General features: G+C 67.2%; 14 protein-coding genes. 7 read left to right on the top strand and 7 right to left on the bottom strand.

Annotated features, from left to right (window positions below):
• The first annotated feature begins 358 nt into the window (after nt 1-358).
• On the top strand, nt 359-1,279 hold the full coding sequence (locus TSO5_RS15605; protein ID WP_085090460.1) for a replication protein RepA: 921 nt from the start codon (nt 359-361) through the stop codon (nt 1,277-1,279).
• 152 nt (nt 1,280-1,431) lie between these two features.
• A complete protein-coding gene (locus tag TSO5_RS15600) occupies nt 1,432-2,202 on the top strand; it encodes a sulfite exporter TauE/SafE family protein (protein ID WP_109152417.1) in 771 nt (256 codons plus the stop codon).
• A gap of 21 nt (nt 2,203-2,223) precedes the next feature.
• Here the strand turns inward: TSO5_RS15600 and TSO5_RS15595 are convergent, their stop codons facing one another.
• Entirely contained in the window at nt 2,224-3,123 is a 900-nt protein-coding gene (locus tag TSO5_RS15595) for a methyltransferase domain-containing protein (RefSeq protein WP_109152416.1), read from the bottom strand.
• A 107-nt stretch (nt 3,124-3,230) separates the two neighbouring features.
• On the opposite strand from TSO5_RS15595, the gene TSO5_RS15590 reads away from it, so the two are divergent.
• The 4 genes from TSO5_RS15590 (at nt 3,231) to TSO5_RS15575 (ending at nt 5,506) form a co-directional block, all read left to right on the top strand.
• Nucleotides 3,231-3,497, top strand: a complete 267-nt coding sequence (locus TSO5_RS15590; protein ID WP_109152415.1) for a flagellar biosynthetic protein FliQ — start codon at nt 3,231-3,233, stop codon at nt 3,495-3,497.
• A gap of 12 nt (nt 3,498-3,509) precedes the next feature.
• Nucleotides 3,510-4,265: a ComF family protein gene (locus tag TSO5_RS15585; RefSeq protein ID WP_109152414.1), complete on the top strand. Its 756-nt coding sequence runs from the start codon at nt 3,510-3,512 to the stop codon at nt 4,263-4,265.
• 117 nt (nt 4,266-4,382) lie between these two features.
• Nucleotides 4,383-4,646 carry a glutaredoxin 3 gene (grxC, locus tag TSO5_RS15580; RefSeq protein ID WP_109152413.1) on the top strand — a complete coding sequence of 88 codons (264 nt, stop codon included), beginning with the start codon at nt 4,383-4,385 and terminating at the stop codon, nt 4,644-4,646.
• Complete coding sequence (locus TSO5_RS15575) at nt 4,643-5,506, top strand: carbon-nitrogen hydrolase family protein (protein ID WP_109152412.1); 864 nt, start codon at nt 4,643-4,645, stop codon at nt 5,504-5,506. Before grxC ends, TSO5_RS15575 begins: the two co-directional genes overlap by 4 nt.
• 4 nt (nt 5,507-5,510) lie before the next feature.
• Here the strand turns inward: TSO5_RS15575 and TSO5_RS15570 are convergent, their stop codons facing one another.
• From TSO5_RS15570 to TSO5_RS15550, 5 genes are all read right to left on the bottom strand, one after another.
• Nucleotides 5,511-5,990 (bottom strand): DNA polymerase III, encoded by a 480-nt coding sequence (locus TSO5_RS15570; RefSeq protein WP_109152411.1) that lies wholly within the window; start codon nt 5,988-5,990, stop codon nt 5,511-5,513.
• A gap of 10 nt (nt 5,991-6,000) precedes the next feature.
• Entirely contained in the window at nt 6,001-7,884 is a 1,884-nt protein-coding gene (locus tag TSO5_RS15565; RefSeq protein ID WP_109152410.1) for a DUF294 nucleotidyltransferase-like domain-containing protein, read from the bottom strand.
• Nucleotides 7,885-8,122: 238 nt separating this feature from the next.
• Complete coding sequence (locus tag TSO5_RS15560; protein WP_109152409.1) at nt 8,123-9,850, bottom strand: cation acetate symporter; 1,728 nt, start codon at nt 9,848-9,850, stop codon at nt 8,123-8,125.
• Nucleotides 9,850-10,152 (bottom strand): DUF485 domain-containing protein, encoded by a 303-nt coding sequence (locus TSO5_RS15555; RefSeq protein WP_109152408.1) that lies wholly within the window; start codon nt 10,150-10,152, stop codon nt 9,850-9,852. The genes TSO5_RS15560 and TSO5_RS15555 overlap by 1 nt, the downstream gene beginning before the upstream one ends.
• Nucleotides 10,153-10,537: 385 nt before the next feature.
• On the bottom strand, nt 10,538-11,125 hold the full coding sequence (locus TSO5_RS15550) for a DUF1178 family protein (RefSeq protein ID WP_109076078.1): 588 nt from the start codon (nt 11,123-11,125) through the stop codon (nt 10,538-10,540).
• 513 nt (nt 11,126-11,638) lie between these two features.
• On the opposite strand from TSO5_RS15550, the gene TSO5_RS15545 reads away from it, so the two are divergent.
• Entirely contained in the window at nt 11,639-12,301 is a 663-nt protein-coding gene (locus tag TSO5_RS15545) for a hypothetical protein (RefSeq protein WP_109152407.1), read from the top strand.
• 430 nt (nt 12,302-12,731) lie between these two features.
• Here TSO5_RS15545 and TSO5_RS15540 read toward each other — a convergent pair whose 3' ends face one another.
• The gene (locus tag TSO5_RS15540; protein WP_109152406.1) at nt 12,732-12,980 is read right to left on the bottom strand and encodes a helix-turn-helix transcriptional regulator; all 249 of its coding nucleotides are present in this window, start codon (nt 12,978-12,980) and stop codon (nt 12,732-12,734) included.
• Between the last annotated feature and the right edge of the window lie 27 nt (nt 12,981-13,007).

The raw sequence follows: 13,007 nt of genomic DNA, 5'->3' as shown, positions 1-13,007 counted from the left end.
GAGTCCCCTCCCCCGCCAGAGGCGGGGGAGGGTTAGGGAGGGGGCAACGGCACTGTCCCGCCCGTGGGGTTAAGCGACCGCCCCCGCTGCCCCCGAGTCCCTCCGCAACCACCGCGAGTCGCCCCTTGCGGCCCGTGGGGAAAAGCGACCGGCACCCTTTTTCCACCCCGTCCCCCGTGGGGAAAAGCGTCGGAATCGTGGGGAAAAGCGGCGCGACTCGGGCTTTCCCCATGGGGATAAGCGGCGACTCAACTAATAAGTCTAACAACTAACCGTCGACTAGTCCGGTCGCCTAACCCCACATTGACTCCACCGCCCGCCGCTCACCAGGATGCCACAACATCCGGGTGAGGCTGCCATGGGCGACATACACAGGCTGGTGATCGAACATGGCCGGGACAAGGCGCGCGCCCTGGTCCGGCCGGAGGAGCGGACGCTGGTGGACATCGCCGCCGACATCCTGGCGGACGAGAACCAGCATCTCGGCATCACCTACAGCGGCTTCTGCCTGACCAGCCTGCCGCACAAGAAGCTGGCCGACGACGTTCCCTGGGAAAAGCGCGGGCATCAGGTGACGCTGCTGGTCGAACCCGGCCGGCTGAAGGTGAACGGCAAGATGAAGCTGTTCGGCGTCCCCTATGGCGCGCGGGCGCGGATGATCCTGATCTATCTGCAGACCCAGGCCGTGCGCACCGGCCGGCGCGAGGTCGAACTGGGCCGTTCCATGCGCGACTGGCTGACCCGGATGGGGATCAGCGTCGGCGGCGAGACCTTCCGCGGCTTCCGCGAACAGTCGCTGCGCATTTCCGCCTGCACGCTGAAATTCTTCTGGGACGGCGAGGACGCCGACGTCTTCGAGAAGGGCGGCATCGTCAAGCGCGGGCTGATCTTCCACGACGATCTCGGCGACGACCGCCAGGGCACGCTGTGGAACGACGTGGTGCAGTTGGACGAGACCTTCTTCCAGGCCCTGCGCGACCATCCGGTGCCGCTGCTGGAGGAGGCGGTGCGGCAGTTGAAGGACCGCTCGCTCAGCCTCGATCTCTATGTCTGGCTGGCCTACCGGCTGCATTCGCTGAGCCGGCCGCAGCCGATCTCCTGGCCGTCGCTCTATGCCCAGTTCGGCGCCGGCTACGACCAGATGAAGCATTTCAAGCCGCGCTTCGTCCAGGCCCTGCAATATGCGCTGGCCGCCTATCCGGATGCGAAGGTCGAACCGGCCGACGACGGCGTCGTCCTCCACCCCAGCCGACCGCCCATCGCCCGCCTGCTGGCATAGGGGCGTGGGGTTAAGCGACCGCCGCCGAACCATCCCCGGTCGCTTTGCCCCACACCCCCGAAAGCGCGCCTCGACCATTGACGCACGTCATTGGACCGCCCTCCCCCTCCCCCTATGATCGCCGCGAGTTCCCGAACCGGAGAGGCCTTGCCTTGGACGCGCTGTCGCTGCTGGATGCCGGACTGAACCAGTGTGCCGTGGTCATCGACCGCGACGGCGGGCTGTTGCTGGCCCTGCTGACCGCCGGGCTGGTCGGCGGCACCACCCATTGCACCGGCATGTGCGGCCCCTTCGTGCTGGCCCAGGTATCGGCGCGGCTGGAGCGGGTGCCGCTGTCGGCGATGTCGGAGTTCCGGCGCCTGACCGGAGCGGCGGTGCTGCCCTACCATGCCGGCCGGGCGACGACCTATGCGCTGATCGGCGCGCTGTCGGCTTCGGTCGCCGGCCATGTCGGGGCGCTGCCCGGCCTGCGCTGGCTGTCGGTGGCGCTGCTGGCACTGGCGGCGCTGTTCTTCCTCGGCTATGCCGTTCGCAACGTCCTGTCCTGGCTGCCCAGGATGCCCTCCTTGGGCAGCAACGGGCTGCAGCGCTGGTGGGGCGACCGGGTGTCCCGGCTCGCCCGGCCGCTGTTCGGCAATCCGACGGGATGGCGCGGCTATGGGCTGGGGGTGGCGCTGGGCTTCATCCCCTGCGGGATGCTCTATGGCGCCATTGCGGTGGCGGCGGCGAGCGGCAGCGCGCTGACCGGCGCCCTCGGCATGGCCGCCTTCGCGCTCGGCACGGTGCCGAGCCTGCTGGCGGTCGGACTGGCCGGCCACATCGCCGGCCGCACCTGGCGAACCGCCGTCGCCCGCGTCGCCCCGGCGATCATGCTGGTGAACGCCGGGGTTCTGGGCTGGATGGCGTGGAAGCTGGTTGCGTAAACCGGCTCCTCACCTCCTGGCTCAATGCAGGCCCTTGCCCTTCAGCGCGTCGCCCAGCGGGATCTGTCCGCTGCCGGGCTTCAGCGGCTGTTGCTGGCTTTCATGCGGCGACCAGCCGGCGAGATACAGCACCTCGAAGGTCACCGGAATCCGCCCGTCCGGCTCGGCGTAAAGCTGGGCATAGCGCTGGGCCGCGTCGAACAGCATGGACCGGGTGGCCGGAACCTTGCGCCGCGCCAGCACGGCGTTGGTCTCGCCCATGCCGCGCAGCTCGCGCATCAGGGCGAAGGCGTCGGAGTAGGTCACGGTGATGACGTCGCTGTCGACCACCGGCAGGGCGAAGCCGGCGCGTTGCAGCAACCCGCCGGCATCCTTGATCTCGGCAAAGGGCGACACGCGGGGGGAGACGCCGCCCGACACCTCCATCTCCGCCTCGAAGAGGCAGCGGCGCAGTTCGGCCAGCGTCTGGCCGCCCAGCATGGAGGCGCAGAAGAAGCCATCCGGCTTCAACGCCTGCCGGATCTGCACCAGGGCGCCCGGCAGGTCGTTGACCCAGTGCAGGCTGAGATTGCTGACCACCAGATCGAAGCTGCCGGGGGCGAAGGGCAGGAACTCCTCGTCGGCGGCGACGGTGGCGTTGCCCGGACCGCCGGCGGCGCGCGCGAAGTCCGGCGACAGGTCGCAGGCGACCAGCCGTTCGATCCCCTTGCGGCCTTTCAGGATGCGTCCCATCGCCCCGTCGTGGCAGCCGACATCGAGCGCCAGCGGGAAGGGACGGATCACGTCCTCCAGCCGGTCGGCCAGCCGGTCGGCGATCTCCTCGAACAGGAAGGCGTGGTCGGTGAATTCGGCGACGGCGCGGTCGCGGCGGCGGCGGACCAGCGCGCGGTCGAAGACGGTCATGCTGTCGGGGCTTGTCATGCCCGCACTATACCCCAGCCCGGCGGCACGACAACCGTGCTACACTCGCAGCCCAGATCCCTTCTTCAAGTCACCTTCGCCACGCCACCACCCGCACAGGCATTGGAATGGGCATCGACGAAGCCATCGCCGTCAGCCACGAAGCGCTGATGGTCATCCTGAAGATCGCGCTGCCGCCGCTGGGCATCACCGCCCTGCTGTCGGCCGGGCTGATGCTGTTCCAAAGCGCCACCAACATCAACGAGTCGTCGCTGCAGCAGGATGTGAAGTTCTTCGCGACGCTGCTGATCCTGTTCGCCACCGGCCCGGCGATCTATCTGGCGCTGCGCGACTACACCGGCGTGATCTTCGAACGCATCGCCATGCTGCAGTGAGGGGTCCGGCCGATGCAGGCGCCCGCCCCTCTCGCCGGAATTGGCCGCATCGCAACCGGTGCGGCGACCCTGCTGCTCGACGCACTGCTGCCGCCGCGCTGCCTCAGCTGCGGCGAGGCGGTGGACCGCCAGGGCGGCCTGTGCGCCGCCTGCTGGGTCAAGCTGAGCTTCATCGCCCCGCCGCTGTGCGCCTGCTGCGGCCTGCCTTTCGAGTATGAGGCGCAGGAGGGCACGCTGTGCGGCGCCTGCATGGCCGCACCGCCGCCCTTCGCCCGCGCCCGCGCCGTCCTGGCCTATGACGACGGCAGCCGGCCGCTGGTGCTGGGCTTCAAGCATGGCGACCGCATCCATGCCGCCAAGGCCTACGGCGTCTGGCTGGCCCGCGCCGGGCGGGAGCTGCTGGAGGAGGCCGACCGGCTGCTGCCGGTGCCGCTGCACCGCGCCCGCTTGTTCCACCGCCGCTACAACCAGGCGGCCCTGCTGGCGCAGGCGCTGTCGCGCCACTGCGGCGTTCCCGCCACCCCCGACCTGCTGCAACGCCACCGATCCACCCCGACCCAAGGCGGGCTGGACCGCCAGGGGCGCCATCGCAACGTCAAGGGCGCCTTCCGCCTGCGGCCGGGACAGTCGGTGACCGGCCAGCGGCTGGTGATCGTCGACGACGTGATGACCACCGGGGCGACGCTGGCGGAATGCGCGCGGGTCCTGCTGCGCGCCGGGGCGGCCCGGGTCGACGTGCTGACGCTGGCGCGCGTGGTGCATCGCTGACGCTTGAAAAGGGGCATGCCCGGCGACGCTGACCGGCGTTCGGCGCGGGTTGCAACGTCTGGCGCCTCCCGCAGGTTGATCCTATAGTTTCTCCACCTGCAACAGGAGCCCAGTGGCATGGCCGACGTCGTCATCTACACCACGCCTTTCTGTCCCTACTGCATGCGGGCCAAGAGCCTGCTCGACGGCAAGGGCGTGAAATACGAGGAAATCGACCTCTACGCCCAGCCGGGCCGCCGCAGCGAGATGATCGAGCGGTCGGAGGGCCGGACCACCGTCCCGCAGATCTTCATCGACGGGAAGCCCTACGGCGGCAGTGACGACATCCACGCGCTTGACCGCGCCGGCAAGCTCGACCCGCTGCTCGGCATCGCCGCATGAGCGACGGCCTGCCCGAACATGCCGGTGGCGGCATTCTGAAGGCCGCCTGCGTCCAGGTGAATGCGGGCACGGAGCTTGAGCCGAACCTGCGGGCGGCGGGCGACCTCGTCCGCCGCGCCCGCGACGCCGGAGCGGATTTCATCGCTTTGCCGGAGAATGTCGGCTGGATCGTCCAGGGCCGCGCCAAGACCATGGAGCGCGTCCGCATCGAGGCGGAGCATCCCGGCATCCCTTTCTTCGCCGATCTGGCGCGGGAGACCGGAGCCTGGATTCTCGGCGGCACCCTGCATGTGCTGCTCGACGACGGGCGCGCCGCCAACCGCAGCTATCTGTTCGATGCCGGGGGGCGGGTCGTCGCCTCCTACGACAAGATCCACATGTTCGACGTTACGCTGAAGGACGGCGAATCCTATCGCGAATCGGCGACCTTCCGGCCGGGCGAGCGGGCGGTGGTGGCGGCCAGCCCCTGGGGCGGCATCGGCATGACGGTCTGCTACGACGTGCGCTTCGCCTGTCTGTACCGGGCGCTGGCCCAGGCGGGGGCATCGATCCTGACGGTGCCGGCCGCCTTCACCGTGCCGACCGGCCGCGCCCATTGGCACACGCTGCTGCGCGCCCGCGCCATCGAGACCGGCTGCTTCGTCGTCGCCCCAGCCCAGACCGGCAGCCACGACCAGGGCCGCCAGACCTACGGCCACTCCCTGCTGATCGCCCCCTGGGGCGAGGTGCTTGCCGATGCCGGCACCGATGTCGGCTTCATCACCGCCGACCTCGACCTCGATCGTGTGGCGGAGGCCCGTGGCATGGTCCCGTCGCTGACCCACGACCGCGACGTCGCGGTGGAGCGCATCGGGTTCTGATTCTTCAGCGCCCGTCCTGTGTCAGCCGAAGCCATGCCATGGCGGCGGTCAACGCGATGCCGAAGGCACCGTCGGGCCGGACCGGCAGGTCGAGATCCTGGATCAGGCTGTCCAGCCGCAGATCGACCGCCTGTTTGGACATGCTGCGGATCTTGCGGGCGTAATAGAGGCTGGACACCTCCGTCCGCTCGTCCGACAGCGGCCGCCCGGTCAGGCGCTCCGCCATGGTGACGGAGAAGTCGAGGTAGTAGCCCACCAGCGGACGGTCGCCGATGAAGGCGTGCAGCAGGTCGCCGGCCTCGGCAAGGCCGGTGTCGCTGCCGGGATGGAGCAGCAGCGCGCTTCCGGTCAGGATGCGGGGGCCGCGGATGCGGATGGCTGCGAAAGCCAGTGGTGTTGCGGCCTCCGGATCGAAGCTGGTCGCTTCGCAATGGATCGCCACACGCTCACGCCGGTCGGTGTCGCCGTGATCGGGATATCCCATGGTCGCCGCCTCAATGATTCAGGCGGAAATGGTGGGCGATCAGCTCCTTGAAGCTTTTCACCAGCGCCAGGCAGTCCTTGAACTGGTCGCGGTCGAGCTTGCCCAGCCGGTCGGGGTGGACGAGGTTGTCGATCGCCAGTTCCGCCCCCTCCTCCCCTCCTTCGGTTTCATCCGGCAGATCGACGCGCGCCTTCAGGCGGATGGTCGACAGGATGGTGAAGGCCTCCACCAGATCGGCGGCCATCTTGCGGTCCAGCGCCCCCAGCTCGGCCAGCACCTGGATGCGCTCCACCGTGTTGGTCTCCGCCCGGTGCTTTTCCAGCGCCAGCGCGCGCACGCCATGGACGATGGGGAAGATGCCGGCTTTCTTGATGTCGACCGGCTCCGCCCGGCGCCGCTCGAACAGGGCGGCGAACAGGCCGCTCGGCGTGTCGAAGGACAGGGTCGGCCGGGCGAACTGGGTGAAGAACATCTGGTTGTCCTGCAGGCGGCTCAGCAGATAGTCCTTCGCCTCGGCCAGCAGGGTGGCGTCGCCGGCCACCGGAGCGGCGTCGTAGAAGATGGCGAGGTTCATCTGCGCCGCCTCGTCCGGGCGGTGGACCCAGTTGAACAGGGCGTCCTTGTAGCCGGCGAGCGGCCGGGTCCACTCCGGATTGGAGACCATGATGTTGCCGGGACAGGGCGGATAGCCGAACTCGACCAGATGGCGGGTGAAGTCGGCGGCGATCCTCGGCAGATCAGGGCACTCGAAGCCGTCGCGCAGGATCAGGCCGTTGTCCTGGTCGGTCTTCAGCAGCTGTTCGCCGCGCCCCTCGCTGCCCATCACGATCAGGCAGCTGTTGGCCAGCAGCTCCGGCGGGGCCAGCAGCTCGAACAGCTTGCGGAAGATGCGGCGGTTCAGCTCCGTCACCAGATCGGCGATGAAGGAGACCTTCACGCCGGTGGCGTGGAGCGTGCGGATCAGCTCGACGATGGAGCGGCTGGCCCGGCGCAGGTCGGCGGGATCGGTGGCATGCTCCACCTGCAGCCCGATGACCTGGGAATGGTTGGACAGCACCGCCAGCAGGTCGCTTTGCCCCAACAGCCCGACGATGGCGCCATTCTCCGTCACCACGATGCGGCGCACCGCATGCTTGGTCATCAGCACCAGCGCGTTGAACAGCAGATCGTCGCGGTCCAGCGTCAACAGGCCGTAGCGGGCGACCGGCCCGACCGGGTCGGTCACCGGCCGGCCGTCCAGCACCACCAGATCGCGCAGGTCGGTGCCGGTCAGAATGCCGGTGGTGCCGCCCATGGCCCCATCCGCCCCGCGCACCAGCACGCTGCTGGCGCGGTTCTGCCGCATCGCCTCGGCCGCGTCGCGCAGGCTGGCGGCGGCATCGACGAACAGCGGCGGGTGAAGATAGGCCTGCCGGATGCGGGCCATGGTCAGCGCCGCCATCTCGCGGTTGGAGCGCAAGGCGGCCAGATCGCGCATGCGCTGGGCGAAATCGCCGAGAATGGCGGCGCCGAACGCCGGGTTCTCGGCGGCCAGCGCCTCCAGCGCCGCGCGTGGGATCAGGTGGCAGGCACACTCCTCCGCCGCGACGAAGCGGCGGGCGGCGGTCACGCCGGCTCCGTCGCCCGCGGTGGCGTACAGCGCCTGCAGGCCGAACCGGTCGCCGGGACCATGAACCGCCGCCACCTCGCCGCCGCGGCGCTCCTGGACGGCGCCGCGCAGCACGACATACAGCGCGTCGGCCGGTTCCTCCCGGCTGAGGATGACGGTGTCGCGAGGATAGAGCGCGATGTCGAGCGCACCGGCCAGCGCCGCGCGCTGCCCCTCCGTCAGCAGGTCGAAGGGAGGACGCCCGAAATCGAAATCCGGGGAGGCGGTCGGCATCGCATGCTGCACGGGCGGACTCCGTCGGGAGATGGCAGGGTCGGGAGATGGCTGATCATGAAAAAAGCGCCCCCGGATCGAGTCCGGAGGCGCTTTTCAGGATACACCCGCCGGGCGGGACGCCGGAAGCGGGTGCGACATTTGGCGGCGTGGTTCGGTCACCGCCCGGACTTGGCCCCCCCGGGTTCAGGCTCGCCCGAGGGGGGAAGGGACGCGGTGCGAGACGCAATCCCTTCCTTGGTTCTTCTTCTTAGTGAGCCGACGCACCCTCGGCACCCAGGCCGGTCTGCGACCGGACATACTGGTCTTCGAAGTCGCGACGCTCCTTCTGGGCCTGCGCGCTGTTGTCGGTGATCGAGAAGAACCAGATACCGACGAAGGCGAGGACGATCGAGAACACACCCGGGTTGGCGTAGCCGATGATGGCGGTCGGGTGACCCAGCACGGCCTTCCACACGGTCGGGCCGAGGGCGATCATGACGCAGGCGGAGATCAGGCCGATCGCACCGCCCATGACGGCGCCGCGGGTGGTCATCTTGCCCCAGAACATCGACATCAGCAGGACCGGGAAGTTGGTCGAGGCGGCGATGGCGAAGGCCAGACCCACCATGAAGGCGACGTTCTGGTTCTCGAAGGCGATGCCCAGCACGATGGAGACGATGCCGATGATGACCGTGGTGATCTTCGACACGCGGATCTCGTCGGCCTCGTTGGCACGGCCACGGGCGAAGACCGAGGCGTAGAGGTCATGCGACACGGCCGAGGCGCCGGCCAGCGTCAGACCCGCGACCACCGCCAGGATGGTGGCGAAGGCGACGGCGGAGATGAAGCCGAAGAACAGGTCGCCACCGATCGCATGGGCGGTGTGGATGGCCGCCATGTTGGTGCCGCCGATGACCGAGGCGACAGCCGCCTTGACGCCTTCCGCCGGGGCGGCGGTCAGGAACGGATAGGCACCGTTGGCATCCTTGCCCAGGATCAGGACGATGGCGCCGAAGCCGATGATGAAGGTCAGGATGTAGAAGTAGCCGATGAAGCCGGTGGCGTAGAAGACCGACTTGCGGGCTTCCTTGGCGTCGGAAACGGTGAAGAAGCGCATCAGGATGTGCGGCAGGCCGGCGGTGCCGAACATCAGGGTCAGGCCGAGCGAGATGGTGTCGACCGGATCGGTGACGAAGGTGCCCGGCGACATGATGGCCAGACCCTTCGGGTGGACGTTGACGGCAGCCTGGAACATCGCCTCGGGGCTGAAGCCGAACTTGGCGAGGATCATGAAGGCCATGAAGGACGCGCCGGACAGCAGCAGCACCGCCTTGATGATCTGCACCCAGGTGGTCGCCAGCATGCCGCCGAAGGTCACGTAACCGATCATCAGCACGCCGACGATGATGACGGCGACCATGTAGTCGAGACCGAACAGCAGCTGGATCAGCTTGCCGGCGCCGACCATCTGGGCGATCAGGTAGAAGGTGACCGTCGCCAGCGAGCCGCAGGCCGACAGCGTGCGGATCGGCGTCTGCTGGAAGCGGTAGGAGGCGACGTCGGCGAAGGTGTACTTGCCGAGGTTGCGCAGCCGCTCCGCGATCAGGAACAGCACGATCGGCCAGCCGACCAGGAAGCCGACCGAGTAGATCAGGCCGTCGAAGCCGTTGGCGTACACCAGGCCGGCGATGCCGAGGAAGGAGGCCGCCGACATGTAGTCGCCGGCGATGGCCAGGCCGTTCTGGAAGCCGGTGATGCCGCCGCCGGCGGCGTAGAAGTCCTTGGCCGACTTGGTACGGCGCGCCGCCCAGTAGGTGATGCCCAGCGTGAACAGCACGAAGGCGAGGAACATCACGATGGCTTCGACGTTCGTCGCCTGCTTCTGCACCGGGCCGTCGACGGCGCCGGCGGCATAGACGGAGGCGGGAACCAGGGCACCGGCCGCGGCGGCCGTCGCGGCGACCGTGCTGGCGATGCGGGTGGTGACGGCGCGCATCACTTGGTTTCCTCCAGGATCTGGCGGTTCAGTTCATCGAATTCGCCGTTCGCCCGCTGGACGTAGATGCCGGTCAGGATGAAGGCGGACAGAATGGTGAAGACGCCGATGGGCATGCCCCAGGTGGTGACGCCCGAACCGATGGGCGTGCCCAGGAACTCTTTCCCGAAGGCAACCAGCAGAATGAAGCCGAAATAGATGACCAGCATGGCAATCGACAAAGTCCAGGCGAAGGCGGACCGCTTGGCCACCAGCTCCTGGAACTTCGGATTGTTCACGATCCGTTGTGCATTTTGATTCATGTGCGTCCCCTCATCGAGTGCCGGCAAGTGTTCGGCCGTCCGCAAGGCTGGGTCCGAGAGACACGTCCAAGAGACAGGCTGGCAGTTGCCGTCCGGGCAGTCGCGTCCGGGTTTCTCCCCGTAATTCGTACGCCCTTGACCTGCCCAATTGTTTGATACAGATCATTGTTGGGCGCACCCCCTACCTTGGTCGATGGGGCGGGTTGCCGGCAGGCCGGCGCATGCCGAAAAACAAAACCAACTCAATGCAGTAGCCGCAAATGCAAAGGCGCCCCCTGTTGGGAGCGCCCTGCAAATAGTCAGTTTTTCAAATGGTTTCGTGCGGAATCAGTGGCGATCCGCCGGCCGGCCGGACCATGGCCGCCGATCTGCCCGCCTGTCGCGCTCAGGAGTCGGTGCGCGGAATCCAGGGGATGCGGTGGAAGGTCACACCCTCGTCGTTGAGTTCGGCGACTTCCTCGTCCGACGCCTCGCCATAGATGCCGCGCGGATCGGACTCGCCGTAATGGATGCGCCGCGCCTCCTCGGCGAAGCGGTCGCCGACATAGTCGCAGTTCTTTTCCACGCTGCGCCGCACCTCGGTCAGCTGCCGCATCACCTCCGCAACTGCCTCGCGCTGGGCGTCGTTCAGGCTGGGCGGCAGGGCGGCGACGACGTCGGCGGCGTTCGGCAGAGGGACGGGTGCGGGAATCGGCGCGGGAAGGGCGGCGGGCACGGCATTGGCCGGGGCGGCCGGGGCCGCGGACGGTGGGGCGTTCGCGGCCACCGCTTCGGCCTGTTCGCGGGCGCGGTCGGCGGCCCTGGCGACGCCCTTGGCGATGCGCGGGGCCATTGGCGCCTTGCCGACGACGGTGTCGCCGCAGATCGGGCAGGCGATCTGGTGCGCCGCCGCCTGTTCGTCATAGGCGGCGCCGTTGCGGAACCACGCCTCGAACTGGTGGTCGGCCGAGCATCTCAACGCGAAGAGGATCATATCCCCACAAGCCCCAAACTAACCCGCAGCAGGAAGGACAGGCCCCGGTACGCCGGTCCGGGTAGCGGCGCGACTCGGGGAATCGCCCTAATTCAGCACGGCCGGGCCGCGCCGTCAAACATCGGACGGGCCTGTCCGACGTAGCTCCTGTGATATCGTTCCCTCGGCCATCGAAAAAAGTCCGGTATTATGTAGCAAACGCCACCGCCCTTCTTTCCCGCCAGATCGGCTGATGGAATGGCCGCAGTCTAGCCTACCGGAGCGCTAGTTTCACGCGCCCGAGTCGCGCCGCCATCAGCCCGAGTCGCAGCCAAATTCACAAGAGCGCCGCGCTTAGGGCTACTCAATTTGGCAAAAAAGTGGCGCCTCTTGGCCCGTTACAGCGCCGCGGCCTATAACTTTCTGGTTAGGTTTACGCCACAAGTGGCGCAAACCGCCCATTCGTCCCCGTGTCAGTGAACTACTCAAACTACGGCGATTGACTCGCCGGGTTGTGCAGGTTACCACTTCCTCATGGACGACACGCCCCCGCTGGACGCAACTCTCAACCAGGTATTGACTGCGCACGCGCGCATCCGCTCCGACTTGCGTTCGCAAGTCGAGGCCATCAGCATGCGCGAACAAGAGTTGAAGGCGCTTCTTGAAGACTGCCTTGTGCGACGGGCGAAAATCCAAGAGCAAGAGCGCGCCTTGGATACCACAGAGGCGCTGTACCGCAAGATGCTCGGCACGAACGCCGATGGTGGCGTTGGGCAACTGGCGATCTCTGTGGCGATTGGGGCCAAGGATGCTGAACCCCAGAAGCCGCCGCGCGCTCGGATCGGCCCGCAGCGGTACCAGATGTTCATCGCACTGCGGACGTTCGAAAACCTCAGCCGTCATGAAATAGCCGAAGTCACGAACCTGTCTGAGAAGCGCGTGCGCGATCAGATGGTTTCCGACTTGCAGTCCGGCTTTGTGTACGAAAGAGGCGCGGAAGAGAAGTTGAGCTTGACGCCTGCGGGCCTGTCGCTCCTAGAGCGCTTTGAGGCGTACCAAAAACTCAGAGGGAAAAAACTCGCCCAGCTTGGCGACGCTACGGATGATGCGGACGAGCAGGCCGAGACCGATAATGACGATGCTAGCGGACAAACATCGCTTCCGTCGTCGTTGCTTGATGCTTCTTGGAAGGAGTGAGATTGCGCCAGAGCTAACGTAATCGCTGCTCTCAGGTCCCCGGCGGAACAGGGGGATCGGGAGCCTGACAAGGAGGGGGTAGGAGCCCTCGTTGTCAGGTCCCTAAAAGCCTAACGCCAAAAGACGAAAGGTTTGTCAGTGAAACTTCCACCCCACTGACGTAGCCGATAGGAGTCCCCTTGCGAGGTCCGTCAGCCGTAGCAGCGCGGATATTCGCATGGAATGGCTCCCGTTGGCAAGCGTCAACGATAAGGAGTTACGTTCATGCTTACCGTTAATCTGCGCGTGCGCGTGCGTTCCTACACCCGCTTCCGTTACGGTCGCCCTGAGATCGTCTGCCAGCACTCGCGGCGTTGGCCCCGGCGCTAGCTTGCGCCGTTAGCGGAGCCGTCCCAGCGACTGCGGGGCGCCGTCCGCTCACCCAATAGCCTCAACTATCGGTCACTGGCGTCTCATTAAAGCGGATGCCAGTGGCCTTTCCCGCTTCATCGGTCAGGCACGAAATGCCTGCGCCTTCCAGCGCCTTCCTGATTGCCTCCAAGTTATTGGCAATCGGAACTCGCCTGCCTTTCTCGAAGTCGCGAACAGTCGATAGCGAGACGTTTGCACGTTTCGCTAAATCGTCCTGCGACCATTCCAACCACCCGCGCGCGGCGCGGCTCTGCTCCGGAGTCAGCATTAGAGAAATGTAGCGACATCACAAACT

The organism is Azospirillum sp. TSO5, assembly GCF_003116065.1.
In the GTDB taxonomy this organism is placed as follows: domain Bacteria; phylum Pseudomonadota; class Alphaproteobacteria; order Azospirillales; family Azospirillaceae; genus Azospirillum.
Note: the sequence above shows the minus strand (reverse complement) of the source record. Positions and strands in the feature narration are given on the sequence as shown.